The sequence below is a fragment of the Pseudomonas sp. GL_117 genome (genome assembly GCF_057835125.1).
This window is the reverse complement of record NZ_CM174418.1, coordinates 4237942-4256735: the sequence shown is the minus strand read 5'-3', so window position 1 is coordinate 4256735 and position 18794 is coordinate 4237942. Positions and strand designations below refer to the sequence as shown.

18 protein-coding genes are annotated in these 18794 nt (G+C 62.3%); 10 read left to right on the top strand and 8 right to left on the bottom strand.

Annotated features, from left to right (window positions below):
• Positions 1–7: 7 nt before the first annotated feature.
• Positions 8–286, bottom strand: coding sequence for a DUF3509 domain-containing protein (locus tag AC3ISR_RS19320; protein ID WP_010208870.1), 279 nt, complete (start codon positions 284–286; stop codon positions 8–10).
• Between the two features lie 149 nt (positions 287–435).
• A complete protein-coding gene (locus AC3ISR_RS19315) occupies positions 436–642 on the bottom strand; it encodes a hypothetical protein (RefSeq protein WP_489324412.1) in 207 nt (68 codons plus the stop codon).
• On the opposite strand from AC3ISR_RS19315, the gene AC3ISR_RS19310 reads away from it, so the two are divergent.
• The 5 genes from AC3ISR_RS19310 to AC3ISR_RS19290 all read left to right on the top strand — a co-directional run bounded on the left by AC3ISR_RS19310 (position 641) and on the right by AC3ISR_RS19290 (position 6364).
• Positions 641–2467, top strand: coding sequence for a long-chain-acyl-CoA synthetase (locus AC3ISR_RS19310; protein ID WP_489324411.1), 1827 nt, complete (start codon positions 641–643; stop codon positions 2465–2467). The two genes, AC3ISR_RS19315 and AC3ISR_RS19310, sit on opposite strands and share 2 nt — an antisense overlap.
• Before the next feature lie 112 nt (positions 2468–2579).
• Positions 2580–3086 carry an ankyrin repeat domain-containing protein gene (locus tag AC3ISR_RS19305; protein ID WP_226455052.1) on the top strand — a complete coding sequence of 169 codons (507 nt, stop codon included), beginning with the start codon at positions 2580–2582 and terminating at the stop codon, positions 3084–3086.
• 42 nt (positions 3087–3128) lie between these two features.
• On the top strand, positions 3129–3659 hold the full coding sequence (locus AC3ISR_RS19300) for a hypothetical protein (RefSeq protein ID WP_489324410.1): 531 nt from the start codon (positions 3129–3131) through the stop codon (positions 3657–3659).
• Positions 3660–3727: 68 nt separating this feature from the next.
• Positions 3728–3919 carry a PLDc N-terminal domain-containing protein gene (locus tag AC3ISR_RS19295; protein ID WP_003172956.1) on the top strand — a complete coding sequence of 64 codons (192 nt, stop codon included), beginning with the start codon at positions 3728–3730 and terminating at the stop codon, positions 3917–3919.
• A 357-nt stretch (positions 3920–4276) separates the two neighbouring features.
• Positions 4277–6364, top strand: a complete 2088-nt coding sequence (locus AC3ISR_RS19290) for an LTA synthase family protein (RefSeq protein ID WP_489324409.1) — start codon at positions 4277–4279, stop codon at positions 6362–6364.
• 55 nt (positions 6365–6419) lie between these two features.
• On the opposite strand, the gene AC3ISR_RS19285 is transcribed toward AC3ISR_RS19290, so the two are convergent.
• Positions 6420–6572 carry a DUF3309 family protein gene (locus tag AC3ISR_RS19285; RefSeq protein WP_015885095.1) on the bottom strand — a complete coding sequence of 51 codons (153 nt, stop codon included), beginning with the start codon at positions 6570–6572 and terminating at the stop codon, positions 6420–6422.
• 299 nt (positions 6573–6871) lie between these two features.
• Here AC3ISR_RS19285 and AC3ISR_RS19280 point away from each other — a divergent pair, with 299 nt between their 5' ends.
• Together AC3ISR_RS19280 and csrA are read left to right on the top strand one after the other, a co-directional pair.
• A complete protein-coding gene (locus tag AC3ISR_RS19280) occupies positions 6872–7687 on the top strand; it encodes an SDR family oxidoreductase (RefSeq protein WP_192296915.1) in 816 nt (271 codons plus the stop codon).
• A 252-nt stretch (positions 7688–7939) separates the two neighbouring features.
• Positions 7940–8137: a carbon storage regulator CsrA gene (gene csrA, locus AC3ISR_RS19275; RefSeq protein WP_226455055.1), complete on the top strand. Its 198-nt coding sequence runs from the start codon at positions 7940–7942 to the stop codon at positions 8135–8137.
• Positions 8138–8142: 5 nt separating this feature from the next.
• On the opposite strand, the gene AC3ISR_RS19270 is transcribed toward csrA, so the two are convergent.
• From AC3ISR_RS19270 to AC3ISR_RS19255, 4 genes are all read right to left on the bottom strand, one after another.
• On the bottom strand, positions 8143–8370 hold the full coding sequence (locus AC3ISR_RS19270) for a YheU family protein (RefSeq protein WP_003192759.1): 228 nt from the start codon (positions 8368–8370) through the stop codon (positions 8143–8145).
• A gap of 59 nt (positions 8371–8429) precedes the next feature.
• Positions 8430–9614 (bottom strand): osmoprotectant NAGGN system M42 family peptidase, encoded by a 1185-nt coding sequence (locus tag AC3ISR_RS19265; RefSeq protein ID WP_192296913.1) that lies wholly within the window; start codon positions 9612–9614, stop codon positions 8430–8432.
• A 148-nt stretch (positions 9615–9762) separates the two neighbouring features.
• Positions 9763–11496, bottom strand: coding sequence for an N-acetylglutaminylglutamine synthetase (gene ngg, locus AC3ISR_RS19260; protein ID WP_463984521.1), 1734 nt, complete (start codon positions 11494–11496; stop codon positions 9763–9765).
• A 3-nt stretch (positions 11497–11499) separates the two neighbouring features.
• On the bottom strand, positions 11500–13272 hold the full coding sequence (locus AC3ISR_RS19255) for an N-acetylglutaminylglutamine amidotransferase (protein ID WP_463984520.1): 1773 nt from the start codon (positions 13270–13272) through the stop codon (positions 11500–11502).
• Between the two features lie 227 nt (positions 13273–13499).
• Between AC3ISR_RS19255 and AC3ISR_RS19250 the strand changes: the two genes are divergently transcribed.
• Positions 13500–13640, top strand: a complete 141-nt coding sequence (locus tag AC3ISR_RS19250; RefSeq protein ID WP_192296910.1) for a hypothetical protein — start codon at positions 13500–13502, stop codon at positions 13638–13640.
• On the opposite strand, the gene mnmC is transcribed toward AC3ISR_RS19250, so the two are convergent.
• A complete protein-coding gene (mnmC, locus tag AC3ISR_RS19245) occupies positions 13641–15620 on the bottom strand; it encodes a bifunctional tRNA (5-methylaminomethyl-2-thiouridine)(34)-methyltransferase MnmC2/FAD-dependent 5-carboxymethylaminomethyl-2-thiouridine(34) oxidoreductase MnmC1 (RefSeq protein WP_463984519.1) in 1980 nt (659 codons plus the stop codon).
• 141 nt (positions 15621–15761) lie between these two features.
• Here mnmC and pap point away from each other — a divergent pair, with 141 nt between their 5' ends.
• Together pap and AC3ISR_RS19235 are read left to right on the top strand one after the other, a co-directional pair.
• Complete coding sequence (gene pap, locus AC3ISR_RS19240) at positions 15762–17276, top strand: polyphosphate:AMP phosphotransferase (protein ID WP_226455060.1); 1515 nt, start codon at positions 15762–15764, stop codon at positions 17274–17276.
• 297 nt (positions 17277–17573) lie between these two features.
• Positions 17574–18758, top strand: a complete 1185-nt coding sequence (locus AC3ISR_RS19235) for a thiolase family protein (protein ID WP_192296907.1) — start codon at positions 17574–17576, stop codon at positions 18756–18758.
• Positions 18759–18794 lie beyond the last annotated feature (36 nt).

Sequence of the window (18794 nt, the reverse complement as noted above, 5' to 3'; positions counted from 1 at the left end):
CTGTCACTCAGGCTGAGTGATAGGTCGGCAAGGCAAAGCGGTTCTGGCTTTGCAGCATGGAAATCTGCGGCAGATCGCTGGCTTGTTCGGCCAGGTCGCGGCGAATCGCGCTGATCACCCACGTCAGTTGGTCGGCGGTGTGCAATTGCTGGTAAGAGATCGAGCGCTTGACCTGCTTGCCTTCGCTGTTGCGCAGGGTCAACAGGATGCCGCCGTCGGGACGTGGCTGAGTGGTGACGTCGTAGTTGGAGAATACTGAAGCGAATTTATCTTGGATCAGGCTCATGTCTATCAGCTCCGTTGGCTCAAGTTGGCAAGCATGGAGTGATAGGTGCAGTGATTGTGCCATCTAGTGATATTGAAAAATATCGTTATAAATCAACGAGATACAAAAAATGGAAATTTTCGTTTTCGTGCAATTTGCATGAATGGCCATCATGCATCCTGCATTTTGCGCTGCTCACGGGGGTGGTTTGGCGTGCCGATATGTTTAAAGACTGCCTGCGCGTCGCTAAATTCCTTTTTTCCATGCCCCGCCCGATGGGATACAAAACTTTTCAAATCCCGCGTGTACAGCGCCAGAACGGCTGACGTATTTTCCTGCAACGCATACGAACAATAAGAAAAAGGACGTTCCTCCATGAGCCACCCGCAAAACGACATGATCAGTTGGGGCATGCTGCTGCGTAAGGTGCCGGCCATTGTTCGCGCCTTGCCGCGGGTCCTGCGTGGCATGCGTGCCGCCAACGTCACCGACCCGGCGCAGCCCTGCGGCCTGGGCTGGCACTTCGAGCAGGCCACCTTGCGCAATCCGGACGGCATCGCGTTGTTGTACGGCGATCAGGTGCTCAGCTACCGCGAAACCAACCGCCGCGCCAACCGTATCGCTCATCACCTGCAGGCCCAAGGCATCCGCAAGGGTGACGTGGTGGCGCTGTTTATCGAAAACCGTCCCGAATTGCTGCTGAACGTGCTGGCCGTGGCCAAGATCGGCGGTGTCTGCGCGATGCTGAATACCGCGCAGACCCAGGCCGCGCTGGTACACAGCCTGAACCTGGTGAGACCGGTGGCGATTGTGGTGGGGGCGGAATTGGTAGGGCCCTATGACGCGGTGCGTGAACAGGTGGCGATCCCGGCCGAGCGCACCTGGTTTGTCGCCGATCAGGCCTCGAGTGCGCTGCCCGCGGGTTATGTCGACCTGCTGGCCGCCAGCGCCGAGAGCCCGGAGGGCAACCCGGCCTGCACCGCGCAGATCTTTTTCAATGACCCCTGCTTCTATATCTACACTTCCGGCACCACGGGCCTGCCCAAGGCCGGCATCATGAAGCACGGGCGCTGGACCAAGACCGCCGTCAGTTTCGGCAGCATTGCCCTGGACATGGGCCCGGACGACGTCCTCTATTGCACCTTGCCGCTGTATCACGCCACCGGCCTGTGTGTGTGCTGGGGCTCGGCGATTATCGGCGCGTCGGGTTTCGCCATCCGGCGCAAATTCAGCGCCAGCCAGTTCTGGGACGATGTGCGCAAGTTCAACGCGACCACCTTGGGGTATGTCGGCGAGTTGTGCCGCTACCTGCTCGACCAGCCTGCCAGCGCAAACGACCGTGACAACCGCGTGACCAAGATGGTCGGCAACGGCCTGCGTCCCGGCGTGTGGGCGCAGTTCAAGCAGCGCTATGGCGTCGAGCATATCTGCGAGTTGTATGCCGCCAGCGACGGTAACATCGGCTTCACTAACGTACTGAATTTCGACAACACCATCGGCTTTTGCCTGCAACACTGGGCGCTGGTGGACTACGCCCACGACAGCGGTGAGCCGTTGCGTGGCAGCGATGGCTTTATGCGCAAGGTGCAGACGGGCGGGCAGGGCCTGTTGCTGGCGCGCATCGATGAAAAATCCCCGTTCGATGGCTACACCGACCCGGAAAAGAACCGCAAGGTAATCCTCACCGACGTGTTCGAGAAGGGTGACCGTTACTTCAACACCGGCGATTTGCTGCGCAGCATCGGCTTTGGCCATGCGCAGTTTGTCGATCGCCTGGGGGACACCTATCGCTGGAAGGGCGAGAACGTCTCCACCACCGAGGTCGAGAACATCCTGCTGCAACACCCGCAGATCGCCGAGGTGGTGGCCTACGGGGTGGAGATCGAAAACACCAACGGCCGCGCAGGCATGGTTGCGATTACCCCGAGTGAGTCGCTGGCTTCGCTGGACATGCGCGAGTTGCTGCAATTTGCCCACGGCCAGTTGCCTCACTATGCGGTGCCGCTGTTCCTGCGGATCAAGGTGAAGATGGAGACCACCGGGACCTTCAAGTACCAGAAGGTCAAGCTCAAGGAAGAGGCGTTCGACCCGGACAAAGCCGGAAACGACCCGGTCTACGCCTGGTTGCCGGGCTCCGACTGCTATGTGCCGGTGACCGGGCAGTTATTGGCGCAGATCCAGGGCGGCCACTTCCGTTATTAAAAGCCGCGTTATTGATTCTGCCTATGGCGGCTTTTGGCAAAAAAACCATGACAGTGAGGAACTCCGTAGCGACACTGGCGCCCTATACAGCATCAGACAAGGAGCCCCTCACATGTCCAAACAAATGACCGAAACCGAAGCCGCCGAATTTGCCGAACAGGTCTTTGATGTCGCGCGCCGGGGCGACGCCGCGATGCTCGCCGCGCTGCTGGCCAAGGGCTTGCCGGCCAACCTGCGCAACCACAATGGTGACACCTTGTTGATGCTCGCGGCGTACCACGGCCATGCCGAAGCGGTAAAAGTGCTGCTGGAATTCAAGGCCGACCCGCAGATCCCCAACGACAAGAACCAGCTGCCGATTGCCGGCGCCGCGTTCAAGGGCAACCTGGACGTGGTCAAGGCGCTGATCGAAGGCGGCGCGCCGGTGGATGCGGCGTCTTCCGATGGGCGTACCGCGTTGATGCTGGCGGCGATGTTCAACCGCGTCGAAATGCTCGACTACCTGCTCGGCCAGGGCGCCAACCCCCAGGCCACTGACGCCCAGGGCGCCACCGCACTGGCGGCGGCACACACCATGGGCGCGGTGGATACGGCGGCGCGCTTGCAGAAACTGGTGTAGGCTACGCGCCCTCGAAAACCCGCCCGCCACAGGACCATCGCCATGAAAACCGCCCTCGTCGAACTCATCAGCAAAATCAGCGCCGGCGTCATGGGCGAGGACGAGGTGGCACGTATCGCCGACGAAGCGGCCCAGGCCTACGCGGACCCGACGGCGTTTCTGGCGGCCAACCCGGACATCAACTACGACGACAGCTTCCCGATCCCACTGGGTGAATGGGTTGTGGTCGGCAGCCTGCCGGACACCGTGCTGTTCCAGGCCGACACCTATGGTGACCTGTTCGCGCAGATCGTCGCCTCGTTCGGCCCGGGTGTGGCGTTCAACCTCAAGCCCAAGCAACTGGCCAAGACTGAAGCCCTGACCGCACTGAACCGCATCCAGATCCAGATGAGCGCCCTGAGCCCGCAGGACGGTGGCTACGTGCTGCTCAACTTCAGCGAATTGCTGGATGACGAGATCCAGGCGGTGCTGGTGTACGGCAACGACCTGCCGCGCGTGCTGGAACTGTGTGCCGAAGTCGGCATCAAGGCCGAGCCTTCGCTGGAAGCTCTACGAATCGCCCTACACGTCTGAAATAAAACGGAACCCCCGGCAGGGCTGACTATCCTACAAGTGCATGCCCTCACTTTAGGAGCGACACCATGGGTTCCACTTTTAATGGCTTGATCGGGCTGATCATCCTTGCGCTGGACATCTGGGCGATCATCAACGTGTTCAAAAGCGGCGCGAGCACCGGTGCCAAAGTGCTGTGGATTCTGTTGATCCTGTTGTTGCCGGTACTGGGCTTGATCATCTGGGCCATCGCCGGGCCACGGGGCAACGTGCGGATCTGATCACTCAAAGGATCTAGAGCAAGCAGCGTCGATGTGGGGGCGGGCTTGCTCGCGAATGGGGTGTGCCAGTCCAAGCATCTGTGACTGACACGCCGTATCCGCGAGCAAGCCCGTTCCCACAATGGTTTCAGTACAGTCATGAGATTTGTGTATCGAAATATTCGCTACACACAATTTTCACATTCCATCCAAGACAATTCGCCAGATTTCCTTCCCGCCGGGGCTCTATCTCAAGTGCCGTCACGGTGGAGCAGGTGTGCGCGCTCAGTAATTAATAGCCTTGCTGCTGTTGATCGGGCACCATTCGCGCCACTGCATTATCCAGCCACTTAAACTTCCAATGGGTCCTGAAACGACATGGCAAACCCGGACGCCCTGAATCAGCAGCGAGCTTCAACTCGCCTGCTGCAACCGACCGTCAAATCCCATCTGGCGTACACGCTGCTCTGCGCACTGGTCATGATGGTGATGTTCTCGCTGCTGCGCCTGGCGCTGCTGGTGTACAACCGCGAGATGATCCTCGACACACCGGCCTCGACCTTCCTCGAAGCGTTCGGTAATGGCCTGCGCCTGGACATCCGCCTGGTGGTCTACCTGATCATCCCGCTGCTGCTGGCATTGTTCAGCGTACGGGCCATGGCCGCGCGCGGGTTCTTCCGGTTCTGGCTGACGTTGGCGTCGAGCATCGCGCTGTTCCTCGGCCTGATGGAAATGGACTTCTACCGCGAGTTCCACCAGCGCCTCAACGGCCTGGTCTTCCAGTACGTGAAGGAAGACCCGAAAACCGTGATGAGCATGCTCTGGTACGGTTTCCCGGTGGTGCGCTACCTGTTGGCCTGGGCCGTGGGCACGCTGATCCTGAGCATCGCCTTCAAAGGCGCCGACCGTGCGACACGCCCACGCGGCCCATTCAGCGGCGGCAGCATCGGCACCCGCCAGGTGGCACCGTGGTACAGCCGCATCGCGGTGTTCGTGGTCTGCCTGTTGATCGCCGTTGTCGCCGCCCGCGGCACCCTGCGCCAGGGCCCGCCGCTGCGTTGGGGTGACGTGTACACCACCGACTCCAACTTCGCCAACCAACTGGGCCTCAACGGCACGTTGTCGCTGATCGCGGCGGCCAAGTCGCGCTTCTCCGAAGAGCGTTCGAATATCTGGAAGGCCACCCTGGACCAGCCGCTGGCGACCCAGACCGTGCGCGATATGCTGGTACTGCCGCAGGAAAAACTGGTGGATACCGACACCGCTGCCGTGCGCCGCGACTACACGCCACCGGCCGAGAAGACACTGCCGATCAAGAACGTGGTCGTGATCCTGATGGAAAGCTTCGCCGGTCACTCGGTGGGCGCCCTGGGCCGTCCGGGCAACATCACGCCGTACTTCGACAAACTGTCCAAGGAAGGCCTGCTGTTCGACCGTTTCTTCTCCAACGGCACCCACACCCACCAGGGTATGTTTGCCACCATGGCCTGCTTCCCGAACCTGCCGGGCTTCGAATACCTGATGCAGACCCCGGAAGGCAGCCACAAGCTGTCGGGCCTGCCGCAGCTGCTCAGCGCGCGCAAGTTTGACGACGTGTATGTCTACAACGGCGATTTCGCCTGGGACAACCAGTCGGGTTTCTTCAGCAACCAGGGCATGACCAACTTCATCGGCCGTAACGACTTCGTCAACCCGGTGTTCTCCGACCCGACGTGGGGCGTGTCCGACCAGGACATGTTCAACCGTGGCCTGGAAGAGTTGAAAGCCCGCGAAGGCGGCAAGCCGTTCTATGCCCTGCTGCAAACCCTGTCCAACCACACGCCGTACGCATTGCCGACCCCATTGCCGGTCGAGAAGGTCACCGACCGTGGCAGCCTCAACGAGCATTTGACGGCCATGCGCTACTCCGACTGGGCCCTGGGCCAGTTCTTCGAGAAGGCCCGCAAGGAGCCGTACTTCAAGGAAACCCTGTTCGTCATCGTGGGCGACCACGGCTTCGGCAACGAACAGCAGATCACCGAGATGGACCTGGGCCGCTTCAACGTGCCGATGCTGATGATCGCACCGGGCGTGCAGGAAAAGTTCGGCGAGCGTGACCACACCGTGGGTACCCAGATCGACATCGTGCCGACCATCATGGGCCGCCTGGGTGGCGACACCCTGCACCAGTGCTGGGGCCGTGACCTGCTGAACCTGCCGGAAGGCGACAAGGGCTTCGGCGTGATCAAGCCGTCGGGCAGCGATCAGACCGTGGCCCTGGTCACCGCAGACCGCATCCTGGTACTGCCCAAGGAAATGCCACCGAAGCTGTGGGAATACGAACTGGGCGCCGAGCCGACTGGTAAAGTGATTCCCGATTCGCCGGACGAGGCCGCACTCAAGCAGAAACTTGAGTCGTTCCTGCAGACCGCCACCAAGAGCCTGTTGGATAACACCGCCGGCGTGGTGGATGGCAAACCGGACTAACTAACCGGCAATAAAAAAGAGGCCCTCTAGAGGGCCTCTTTTTTTTGCCTGGTGTTTATATCCGGCCGAGTAACAACAGCACCAGCAACACTACCAGGACGACGCCGAGGATACCCGACGGGCCATAACCCCAATTGCGGGAGTGCGGGAATACCGGCAGGCCGCCGACCAGCAGGAGGATCAGGATGATGATCAGAATAAGGCTCATGGGTTACTTCCTTCTGGTTATTGAGCGATAGGCTTGCACGTTTAATTGCAGGCGCCTTAACAACTCCGACTGTGTTGTTGCGCGGAAAATTCCAAGTTTTTTTAAAGCTTTTCGCAAACTTGCTTATTTCTTTTAAACCATCGACTTAGTTGAAAAAGATTGAACTTACCCCTGCGTCCAGGCTCCGACCCGGCCGTGGGTTTGCCTGGGGCATTCATCAATCTGATGGTGCGTGGGTGCAGGAATAACCTTCGCTACACTGCCGATCACTTCTTCCGTGAACCACAAGGCTACTTCCTATGCAAAATCGCATGATGATCACTGGCGCCGGGTCCGGCTTGGGTCGTGAAATCGCTCTGCGCTGGGCTCGCGAGGGCTGGCAGCTGGCCTTGTCGGATGTCAGCGAACCGGGCTTGCAGGAAACCCTCAAGCTGGTGCGCGAGGCGGGTGGCGACGGCTTCGTGCAACGCTGCGACGTGCGCGACTACAGCCAGCTCACCGCGTTCGCCCAGGCTTGCGAAGTCAAGCTCGGCGGCATCGATGTGATCGTCAACAATGCCGGTGTGGCCTCGGGCGGGTTCTTCGCCGAACTGTCCCTGGAGGACTGGGACTGGCAGATCGCAATCAACCTGATGGGCGTGGTCAAGGGCTGCAAGGCGTTCCTGCCGCTGCTGGAAAAGAGCAAGGGCCGCATCATCAATATCGCTTCGATGGCCGCGCTGATGCAGGGTCCGGCCATGAGCAACTACAACGTGGCCAAGGCCGGTGTGGTGGCGTTGTCGGAAAGCCTGCTGGTGGAGCTCAAGCAACAGGACGTCGGGGTGCATGTGGTGTGCCCGTCGTTCTTCCAGACCAACCTGTTGGACTCGTTCCGTGGCCCGACCCCGGCGATGAAGGCCCAGGTAGGCAAACTGCTCGAAAGCTCGCCGATTTCGGCGGCGGACATTGCCGATTACATCTACCAGCGTGTGGCTGAAGGCGAATTCATGATCTTGCCCCACGAGCAGGGGCGGATGGCCTGGGCGTTGAAGCAGAAGAACCCGCAGTTGCTGTATGACGAAATGACCACCATGGCCGACAAGATGCGCGCCAAGGCGCAAGCCACCAAAGCCTGAGCGCAGCCCTGATGTAAATGTGGGGTGGGCTTGTGTGGGAGCGGGCTTGCTCGCGAAAGTGGAGTGTCAGTCGCTGAATGTGTAGCTGATATACCGCATTCGCGAGCAAGCCCGTTCCCACATTTTTAGCCGTGGTCTGTCAGGAAAATTACCTGTTGATGTAGGTCTCGCCTGATTTTGCCGCGAGCCATTGCTGCACTCCCTTGCAAGCGCGCATGGTCAAGGTCCTGTCACTCTCAAAGGACAACCGCCATGCTGGTACTAAGCCGCGCTGTAGGCGAAATCATCTCCATCGGCGATGACATCGCCTTGCACATCGTCGAGTTGAATGGCTCACAGGTGAAATTCGGCGTCCAGGCGCCGGTGGGGGTCAATGTGCATCGTGCCGAGGTGTATCAGAAAATCCTCGAACGCCAAGCCACAGAAACCCCCGCCGTTACCAACCCATAACCTTCTCAGTCGAACAGATGCTTGGGCACGTCGTGCTTGAGCATCAACTGACATTGCTCGCTTTCCGGGTCGAACACGATCAGCGCCTGGCCTTTGGTCAGCGCTTGGCGCACGCGTAATACGCGGGTTTCCAGGGGCGTGTCGTCGCCATTGTCGGTGCCGTCACGGGTGACGAAATCTTCGATGAGGCGGGTCAGGGTGTCGACTTCAAGTGCGTCGTAGGGAATCAGCATACAAGCCTCGGCTGGAGAATCCCGGCGATGCTACTGCGCCGGGACCCAGGTTGCCAGTCTCAGGATTTCTGACCGACCAGGCTGTCCACCGACGGCACCCGCGTGTCGCTCTCCATTTGCGTTTCATGTTCCAGCTGGTGACTGAACCGATCCAGTGAACCCTGGGCCGGTTGCGCGTCGCTGGCGAACACCGGCGGGCTGAGGATGTACGCGCCCAGCAGGCGACTCAACGCCGCCAGGCTGTCGATGTGGGTGCGTTCGTAGCCGTGGGTCGCATCGCAACCAAACGCCAACAGGGCGGTGCGGATGTCGTGGCCGGCGGTCACGGCCGAGTGCGCATCACTGAAGTAGTAGCGGAACAGGTCGCGGCGCACCGGCAGATCGTTGTCCGCCGCCAGCCGCAGCAGGTGCCGCGACAGGTGATAGTCGTACGGCCCGCCGGAATCCTGCATCGCCACGCTGACCGCATGCTCGCTGGAATGCTGGCCGGGGGCGACGGGGGCAATGTCGATGCCGACAAACTCGCTGACATCCCAGGGCAGGGCGGCGGCCGCACCGCTGCCGGTCTCTTCGGTGATGGTGAACAGCGGGTGGCAGTCGATCAGCAACGGCTCGCCACTGTCGACGATGGCCTTGAGTGCGGCGAGCAGGGCGGCCACGCCGGCTTTGTCGTCGAGGTGGCGGGCGCTGATATGCCCGCTCTCGGTGAATTCGGGCAGCGGGTCGAAGGCCACGTAGTCGCCGACGCTGATGCCCAGGGAGTCACAATCGGCACGGGTGGCGCAGTAGGCGTCGAGGCGCAACTCCACGTGGTCCCAGCTCACCGGCATTTCATCTACGGCGGTGTTGAACGCATGCCCGGAGGCCATCAACGGCAGCACGCTGCCACGGATCACGCCATTGTCGGTGAACAGGCTGACACGGCTACCTTCGGCAAAGCGGCTCGACCAGCAGCCTACTGGCGCGAGGGTCAGGCGCCCGTTGTCCTTGATCGCCCGCACGGCGGCGCCGATGGTGTCCAAATGCGCGGACACCGCGCGGTCGGGGCTGTTTTTCTGGCCCTTGAGGGTGGCGCGGATCGTGCCGCGCCGGGTCATTTCGAACGGGATACCCAACTCTTCCAGGCGCTCGGCGACGTAGCGCACGATGGTGTCGGTGAATCCGGTGGGGCTGGGGATGGCGAGCATTTCCAGCAGGACTTTTTGCAGGTAGTTCAGGTCCGGCTCGGGGATGGTTCGGCTCATAAAGACTCCTCTGTGCTTATGGTCAGGTGGTGCTTGTGCCAGTGCCTTCGCGAGCACGCCCGCGCCCACAGGGGAATGCGGTCTAAATGTGGGAGCGGGCTTGCTCGCGAAGGCGCCAGGTCAGGCAATGCACCTCTCAAGCCATCAGCTAACTGTGTGGAAATAACAAATCCACAAACCGCTCAGCCGTCGGTTGCGGTTCATGATTGGCCAGCCCGGCCCGTTCATTGGCTTCGATAAACACGTACTCGGGCTGGTCGGCGGCGGACACCATCAGGTCCAGGCCCACCATGGGGATGTCGAGGGCGCGGGCGGCACGCACGGCGGCGTCCACCAGCGTGGGGTGCAGGATTGCAGTGACGTCCTCCAGGCAACCGCCGGTGTGCAGATTGGCGGTGCGGCGCACGGCCAGGGTCTGGCCGCGTGGCAGGATGCTGTTGTAGTCGTAGCCGGCGGCGTGCAGGGTGCGTTCGGTTTCGGCGTCCATGGGGATTTTGCTTTCGCCGTCCGTGGCGGCCTGGCGGCGACGGCTTTGCGCTTCGATCAACGCACCGATGCTGTGATGCCCATCGCCGGTCACTTCAGCCGGGCGACGGATCGCGGCGGCGACCACTTCAAAGCCGATCACCAGGATGCGCAGGTCCAAGCCCTCGTGAAAGCTTTCCAGCAGCACGCGGCTGTCGAACCGCTGCGCCGCTTCGATCGCCTGCTGCACTTGCTCGATGGTCTGTAAATCCACCGCCACGCCCTGGCCCTGCTCGCCATCCAGCGGCTTGACCACGACGCGCAGGTGTTCGTCGAGGAATTCCAGGTTGTCATCGGCACCGCCCGCCAATTGTTGCGACGGCAGTTGCAGGCCGGCGGCCTTGAGCACCTTGTGGGTCAGGCTCTTGTCCTGGCACAGGGTCATGCTGATGGCGCTGGTCAAGTCGCTCAACGACTCGCGGCAACGTACGCGGCGACCGCCGTGGCTCAAGGTGAACAAGCCTGCATCGGCGTCATCCACCTGCACGTCGATGCCGCGTCGATGCGCCTCTTCGACAATGATCCGCGCATACGGATTGAACCCGGCTTGCGGACCAGGGCCGAGGAACAGCGGCTGGTTGATGCCGTTCTTGCGCTTGATCGCAAAGGTGGTCAGCGCGCGAAAGCCCAGTTTGGCGTAGAGGTTCTTGGCCTGGCGGTTGTCGTGCAATACCGACAGGTCCAGGTAGCTCAGGCCACGGCTCATGAAATGCTCGACCAAGTGACGCACCAGCACTTCGCCGACGCCGGGGCGCGTGCAGCGCGGGTCGACTGCCAGGCACCACAGGCTGGAGCCGTTCTCCGGGTCGTGAAACGCCTTCTGGTGATTGAGGCCCATCACGCTGCCGATCACCGCGCCGCTGTCTTCATCCTCTGCCAGCCAATACACCGGGCCACCTTGATGGCGCGGCGTCAGGCGGTCGGGGTCGACGGGCAACATGCCGCGCCCTTGGTATAACTGGTTGACCGCCTCCCAATCGGCGTCGCTCTGCACGCGGCGGATGCGAAAGCCGCGAAACACACGGGTCGCCGGGCGATAGTCGGTGAACCACAGGCGCAGGGTGTCAGACGGGTCGAGGAACAGCTGCTGCGGATCGATGCCGAGGATCTGCTGGGGCGCGGCCACGTACAGGGCGATGTCCCGTTCGCCGGCCTGCTCATTGAGCAACTCCAGGGCCAGGCTCGACGGGTCGGCAAAGGTGTGCCCGATCAACAGGCGCCCCCAGCCGCAATGCACGGCGATGGGGTCAGGGCTCTGCGGGCTGCCATCTTCGGCCAGTCGGGCTTGCAGGCGCTCGTAGGATGGCGCCTGGCCCCTCAGTAGGCGTTGGTTGTAAGCCGCTGCATGAGGTTTCATCAATCAGATTCCTTGTTCGCTGAGCCACAGGTTCAGCGCCGCCAGTTGCCAGAGCTTGGAGCCGCGCAACGGGGTCAGTTGGCCCTGCGGGTCGGTGAGCAGGCGGTCGAGCATGGCCGGGTTGAACAGGCCACGATCCTGGCTGGGGTCCAGCAGCAGGTCGCGTACCCAGTTCAGGGTGTCGCCTTGCAAATGCTTGAGGCCAGGGACGGGGAAGTAGCCTTTCTTGCGGTCGATGACCTCACTTGGAATCACTCGGCGCGCGGCTTCCTTCAGCACTTGCTTGCCGCCGTCGGGCAGCTTGAACTTGCCCGGCACACGGGCCGACAGCTCCACCAAGCGGTAGTCGAGGAACGGTGTACGGGCTTCCAGGCCCCAGGCCATGGTCATGTTGTCGACGCGTTTGACCGGGTCGTCCACCAGCATCACCGTGCTGTCCAGGCGCAAGGCCTTGTCCACGGCGGCAGTCGCGCCGGGCATGGCGAAATGTTCGCGTACGAAGTCGCCGGCGGCGTCATTGGCGGTCAACCATTGCGGCGCGACGGTGGCCGCATAGTCGTCGTAGCTGCGGTCGAAAAACGCTTCGCGATAGGCGGCGTAAGGGTCACTTGCACCATCCACCTGCGGATACCAGTGGTAGCCGGCGAACAACTCATCGGCGCCCTGGCCGCTTTGCACCACCTTGCAATGCTTGGCCACTTCCCGCGACAGCAGGTAGAAGGCGATGCAGTCGTGGCTGACCATCGGCTCGCTCATGGCGCGGAACGCCGCCGGCAGTTGTTCGATGATCTCGCTTTCGGCGATGCGCAGTTGGTGGTGACGGGTGCCGTAGTGCTTGGCGATCAGGTCCGAATACTGGAATTCGTTGCCAGCCTCGCCGCCGGCGTCTTCAAAACCGATGGAGAAGGTCGACAAGTCCTTTACCCCGGCTTCACGCAGCAGGCCGACGAGCATGCTCGAGTCGACGCCACCGGAGAGCAGCACACCCACATCCACGGCGGCACGTTGGCGAATGGCCACGGCTTCGCGGGTGCTGTCGAGGACGCGGTCGGTCCAGTCTTGCAGCGTCAGGTTTTGCTCGTCGCTATGTGGGCCGTAGGGCAGGGTCCACCAGACCTTCTGCTCGGTGGTGCCGTTGGCATGGATGCGCATCCAGCTCGCCGGCGGCAGTTTTTCAATGCCCGCCAGCAAGGTGCGCGGCGCCGGGACCACGGCGTGGAAGTTCAGGTAGTGGTTGAGCGCTACCGGATCGAGGATCGGGTTGATGTCGCCGCCTTTGAGCAGCGCAGGTAGCGCCGAGGCAAAGCGCAGGCGCTGGCCGGTGCGCGACAGGTACAGCGGCTTCACGCCGAGACGGTCACGGGCGATAAACAGGCGCTGGGTGTCGCGCTCCCAGATGGCGAAGGCAAACATGCCGTTGAGCTTGGGCAGCAGCGCCTCGCCCCAGGCGTGATAGCCCTTGAGCAGCACTTCGGTGTCGCCGTCGGAATGGAAGGCGTAGCCCAGGGCTTCCAGCTCTTCTCTGAGTTCCGGGAAGTTGTAGATCGCGCCGTTGAAGGCCAGGGACAGGCCCAAGTGGGCGTCGACCATCGGTTGGGCCGAGCCGTCCGACAGGTCCATGATTTTCAGGCGTCGGTGGCCCAGGGCAATCGGCCCCTGAGCGTGGAAGCCCCAGGCGTCGGGGCCACGGGGGGCCAGGTGATGGGTGATGCGTTCTATCGCTGCCAGGTCGGCAGGTTGTTGATCAAAACGTAGCTCGCCAGCTAATCCGCACATAAATTCCTTACCGGTTTTTCCGTTGGGGAGGGGGAAACACTCAATACGCCCGGAGGGCGCGTACCCAGAAACTGACACGGGGCTATGGTGGGAGTTTTAGATCAATAAGTTATAAGTCTGCTGGCCTGGCCCGCGCCTGCCCGCCCTTCGAGGCTGCGCGGGCCGCAGGGCAGGGGGATGCACAGGGATTATCAAGTGCACCCATGGGGGCAGGTTCGAGGGCTTGAATGAGCCTTACGATGGACGACAGCAGCTACCGCGAGCAGAGGAACATCATTCTCCATGAGCAGGAGAAAGCCGAGAACGCCGAGCTGGAGCGCTTGACCCTGGACGCCTTGAAGCAAGGCGAACTGAAGGGCTGCATCTAGTCAGGCCTTGTTCGCGTTGCTGCGCACCAGCCCGCGCACGGCAAACCGATTGGGGTGGCAGGCGTCCGCCACGTTGCGGGGCACCGGCAAGGGTTCGTTATCGAGCCAGGCCGCGAGCAGCTCGGCAGACAGTGGTGCGGTGATCAGGCCGCGGGAGCCGTGGCCGCTGTTGACGTACAAGCCGTCGAGCCAAGGGCAGGGTGTGTCCGGAACGCTGCGTGCGTCCTTGCGCAATACTGCGTAGGCCTGGTTGAACGCCATGCTGTCGGCCAGCGGCCCGACAATCGGCAAGTAATCCGGGCTGGTGCAGCGGAACGCAGCGCGGCCTTGCAATACGCTGGGGTCGAGCGTGTCGGCGTGCAGGCGCTGGGCCAGATCGGTGGAGATGTCGTGCAGCATCGTCAGGTTGCCGGCGTGGTCGGCAGCCGTGGGGGTGAGGTCTTCGTTCTTGAAGTCGAAGCTGGCCCCCAGGGTGTGTTCGCCCAGGCGCGGCGGGGCGACGTAACCTTCGGCACACACCACGGTGCTCAGGGCCTGGCTCTCGGCAGTCTGTGGCAGACGCGTGATCTGCCCGCGAATGCGTTTGAGGGGCAGGTCGGCAAAACGCTGGACCTCGGCGGCGCCGGCCAGGACCACCACGGGGGCGCTGGCCAGCAGGTGTTCACCGTCCCAGGCTTGCCAGTGATCGTCGACGCGGCGCAGGTCGAGCACATGGGTGTGGGGCAGCACCGTAATGCCGGTTTGGCTGGCTTGCCATTCGCATAGCGCGGGGGGATGTACCCAACCGCCTTCGGGGAAAAACAAGCCACCGTGTTCCAGCGCAATACCGGCTCTGGCTTGCGCCTGGTCGCGGTCAAGCAGGTGCAACAGGTCTGGCGCGAAGGCTTGCGCAAGCTGTGCCTGGCGCTGGGCTTCCTTGGTGTCGAAGGCCAGTTGCAATACACCGCAGCCGTCCCAGTCCACGCCGCGATGCAAGTGCTCCAGCAGGCGGCGCGTGTGGCCGAAACCGGCGACGATCATTTGCGACAACGCGGTGCCATGGGCCGAGAGCTTGAGGTAAAGCACGCCCTGGGGGTTGCCCGAGGCTTCCTGGGCGAGGGCGGCATGCCGCTCCAGCAGGCTTACTTGCCAACCCCGCGCGGCCAGGCTGGCGGCCGTGGCGCAACCGGCCAGGCCGCCGCCGATGACCAGGGCCTTGCGTTCGCCTTCCACGGGCGCAGGGCGGGCGAACCAGGGTTTGGCGCGGGTGGGCGGCGGGGCAGTTTCGGGCCAGCCGAGAAACTCGCCGCGCAGGATCTCCCACTTATGGCCGATGCCCGGCGTGCGCTTCATCTTGAACCCGGCGGCGTTGATCAGTCGTCGCACCCAGCCGGTGCTGGTGAAGGTGCTGATGGTCGAGCCCGGCGCGGCCAGGCGTGCCAGTTCGGCAAACAGCTCGGCGGTCCACATCTCGGGGTTCTTCGCTGGTGCGAAGCCGTCGAGAAACCATGCATCGACCTGCGCATCCAGTTGCGGCAATTGCTCCAGTACGTCGCCGATCAACAGGGTCAGGGTCACGCGGCCGTTGTCCAGCACCAGGCGCTGGAAACCCTGGTGGATGGCGACGTACTGCTGGAGCAGTTGCTCGGCGAACGGCTGCAACTCAGGCCAGAGGGCGAGGGCGCGTTGCAGGTCGGCGTGGCTCAGCGGGTATTTTTCCACGCTGACAAAATGCAGCCGCGCCCCGGCCACCGCGTGCTGTTCGAACAGCTGCCAGGCGCACAGGAAATTCAGGCCCGTGCCGAAGCCGGTTTCGCCAATCACCAACCGCCCACCTGCCGGCAAGGCCGCAAAGCGTTCCTGCAAGCGGTTCTGTTCGAGGAACACATAGCGGGTTTCTTCAAGGCCCGACTGGTCGGAGAAGTACACGTCGTCGAAGACCCGCGAGTGCGGGCGACCTTGTTCGTCCCAGTCGAGCTGGGCGTGGGTGATGGGGTTCATGGGCGGCTCGGTAAACACAAGGCCGTCATTCTAGCCGATCAATGGGGAATGAATTGACCCACGGCAAGCGCCGGTGGAATTTCCTCCCGCGTGTTGCTGCCCAATCCGCTAGTCTTGAGCCATCTTGAAACGGAGCTGCCCATGTTCGAATCCGCCGAAATCGGTCACGCCATCGACAAAGACACCTACGACGCCGAAGTGCCCGCCCTGCGCGAAGCCTTGTTGGAGGTGCAGTACGAGCTGCAACAGCAAAAGCGCTTCCCGGTGATCATCCTGATCAATGGCATCGAAGGCGCCGGCAAGGGCGAGACCGTCAAGCTGCTGAACGAATGGATGGACCCACGCCTGATCGAGGTGCGCACCTTCGACCAGCAGACCGATGAAGAACTGGCCCGCCCACCGGCCTGGCGCTACTGGCGACAGTTGCCGGCCAAGGGGCGCATGGGCGTGTTCTTTGGCAACTGGTACAGCCAGATGCTGCAAGGCCGGGTGCACGGGCAGATCAAGGACGCCCGCCTGGACCAGGCCATCGCCGGCGCCGAACGCCTGGAAAAAATGCTCTGCGATGAAGGCGCGCTGATCTTCAAGTTCTGGTTCCACCTCTCCAAGAAGCAGATGAAGGCACGGCTCAAGGCCCTGGCCGACGACCCGCTGCACAGCTGGCGCATCAGCCCGCTGGACTGGCAGCAGTCCGAGACCTACGACAAGTTCGTGCACTTTGGCGAGCGCGTGCTGCGCCGCACCAGCCGCGACTATGCGCCGTGGCATGTGATCGAAGGTGTCGACGCCAATTACCGCAGCCTCACCGTGGGCAAGCTGCTGCTCGAAGGCATCCAGAACGCCCTGAAGCTGCCCAAGGGCAAGGCCAGCGGCATGAACCCGGCGCCGTTGATTGCGTCGGTGGACAAGAAAAGCCTGCTCGACAGCCTGGACCTGAGCCAGCGCCTGGAAAAGGACGATTACGAAGAACAGCTGATCACCGAGCAGGCGCGGCTCTCCGGCCTGATGCGCGACAAACGCATGCGCAAGCACGCGCTGGTCACGGTGTTTGAAGGCAACGATGCGGCCGGCAAGGGCGGGGCGATCCGCCGTGTCGCGGCCGCGCTCGACCCGCGCCAGTACCACATCGTGCCGATCGCCGCGCCGAGTGAGGACGAACGCGCCCAACCTTACCTGTGGCGCTTTTGGCAGAAGATCCCGGCGCGCGGCATGTTCACCGTGTTCGATCGCTCGTGGTACGGCCGCGTGCTGGTGGAGCGTATTGAAGGCTTCTGCACCTCCGCCGACTGGATGCGCGCCTATGGCGAAATCAATGACTTCGAAGAGCAACTGCGCGACGCGGGTGTGATCGTGGTCAAGTTCTGGCTGGCGATCGACAAGGACACTCAGTTGGAGCGCTTCCAAGCCCGCGAGGAAATCCCGTTCAAGCGCTTCAAGATCACCGAAGACGACTGGCGCAACCGTGACAAATGGGATGACTACCGTGGGGCCGTCGGCGATATGGTCGACCGCACCAGCACTGAAGTCTCGCCCTGGACGCTGGTGGAGGCCAACGACAAACGCTGGGCGCGGGTCAAGGTGCTGCGCACCATCAACCTGGCGCTGGAGGAGGCGTTTGCCAAGTCCGACAAGCACGCCAAAAAGAAACACAAATAACCGACTGGTGACGGGCCCCCACCTTGCCTGTGTAGTGAGCGGGCTTGCCCCGCGCTGGGTGGCGAAGCCGCCCCAAACCCAGGCACCTCGGTCTTCCTGATACACCGCGGCGGATCGATTTGGGGCGGCTTCGCCACCCGGCGCGGGGCAAGCCCGCTCACTACGGGATGGCAGTTCAGCAGGGGATGATTTTTGTCTCCATGCTTTTGCATACGCCGGGTGAATGATCGTCGCGGTTGGAATCAGCTGGATCTATGCTCGATCCATCTCCCAACAACGACAAGATCGAGGTAGCCCATGCGTGAAGTAGTGATCGTCGACAGCGTGCGAACCGGCCTGGCCAAATCCTTTCGCGGCAAGTTCAACCAGACCCGCCCCGATGACATGGCGGCCCATTGCGTCAACGCGCTGCTCAGCCGCAACGGCATCGACCCGGCCACCGTGGAAGATTGCATCGTTGGCGCGGGTTCCAACGAGGGCGCCCAGGGCTACAACATCGGGCGCAACGTGGCGGTATTGTCGCAACTGGGCACCGGCACGGCGGGGATGACCCTCAATCGTTTCTGCTCGTCGGGCTTGCAGGCGATTGCGATTGCGGCCAACCAGATTGCTTCGGGGTGCAGCGACATCATCGTTGCCGGTGGCGTCGAGTCCATCAGCCTGACCATGAAAAGCGTCAACACCGACAACCTGATCAACCCGCTGCTCAAAGAGCAGGTGCCGGGTATCTATTTCCCCATGGGCCAGACCGCCGAGATCGTCGCTCGCCGCTACAACGTCAGCCGTGAAGAGCAGGACCTGTACGCCCTGCAAAGCCAGCAGCGCACGGCCCAGGCCCAGGCCGATGGTTTGTTCGATGATGAGATCGTGCCGATGGCGGTCAAGTACAAGGTCGAGGACAAGAATACCGGTGCGGTGCAGATCCTCGACGGTGTGGTCGACCGCGACGATTGCAACCGCCCCGATACCACCTTGGCCAGCCTGCAAGGCTTGAAGCCGGTGTTTGCCGACGACGGTTCGGTGACGGCGGGTAACTCGTCGCAGTTGTCCGACGGTGCGTCGATGACCCTGGTGATGAGCCTGGAAAAAGCCCTGGAACTGGGGCTCAAACCCAAGGCGTTTTTCCGTGGTTTTACCGTGGCCGGTTGTGAGCCGGACGAAATGGGCATCGGCCCGGTGTTCTCGGTGCCCAAGTTGCTCAAGGCCAAGGGTTTGCAGGTGGCGGACATCGATCTGTGGGAGTTGAATGAAGCGTTTGCGTCCCAGTGTTTGTATGCGCGCAATCGGTTGGAAATCGATAACGCGAAGTACAACGTCAACGGCGGTTCGATCTCCATCGGGCATCCGTTCGGCATGACCGGTTCGCGGCAGGTGGGGCATCTGGTGCGTGAACTGCAACGGCGCAACCTGCGTTACGGCATCGTCACCATGTGCGTGGGCGGCGGCATGGGGGCCACCGGCCTGTTCGAAGCCGTACGCTAAAGCTACTGAAGGTACCGGATCAAATTGTGGGAGCGG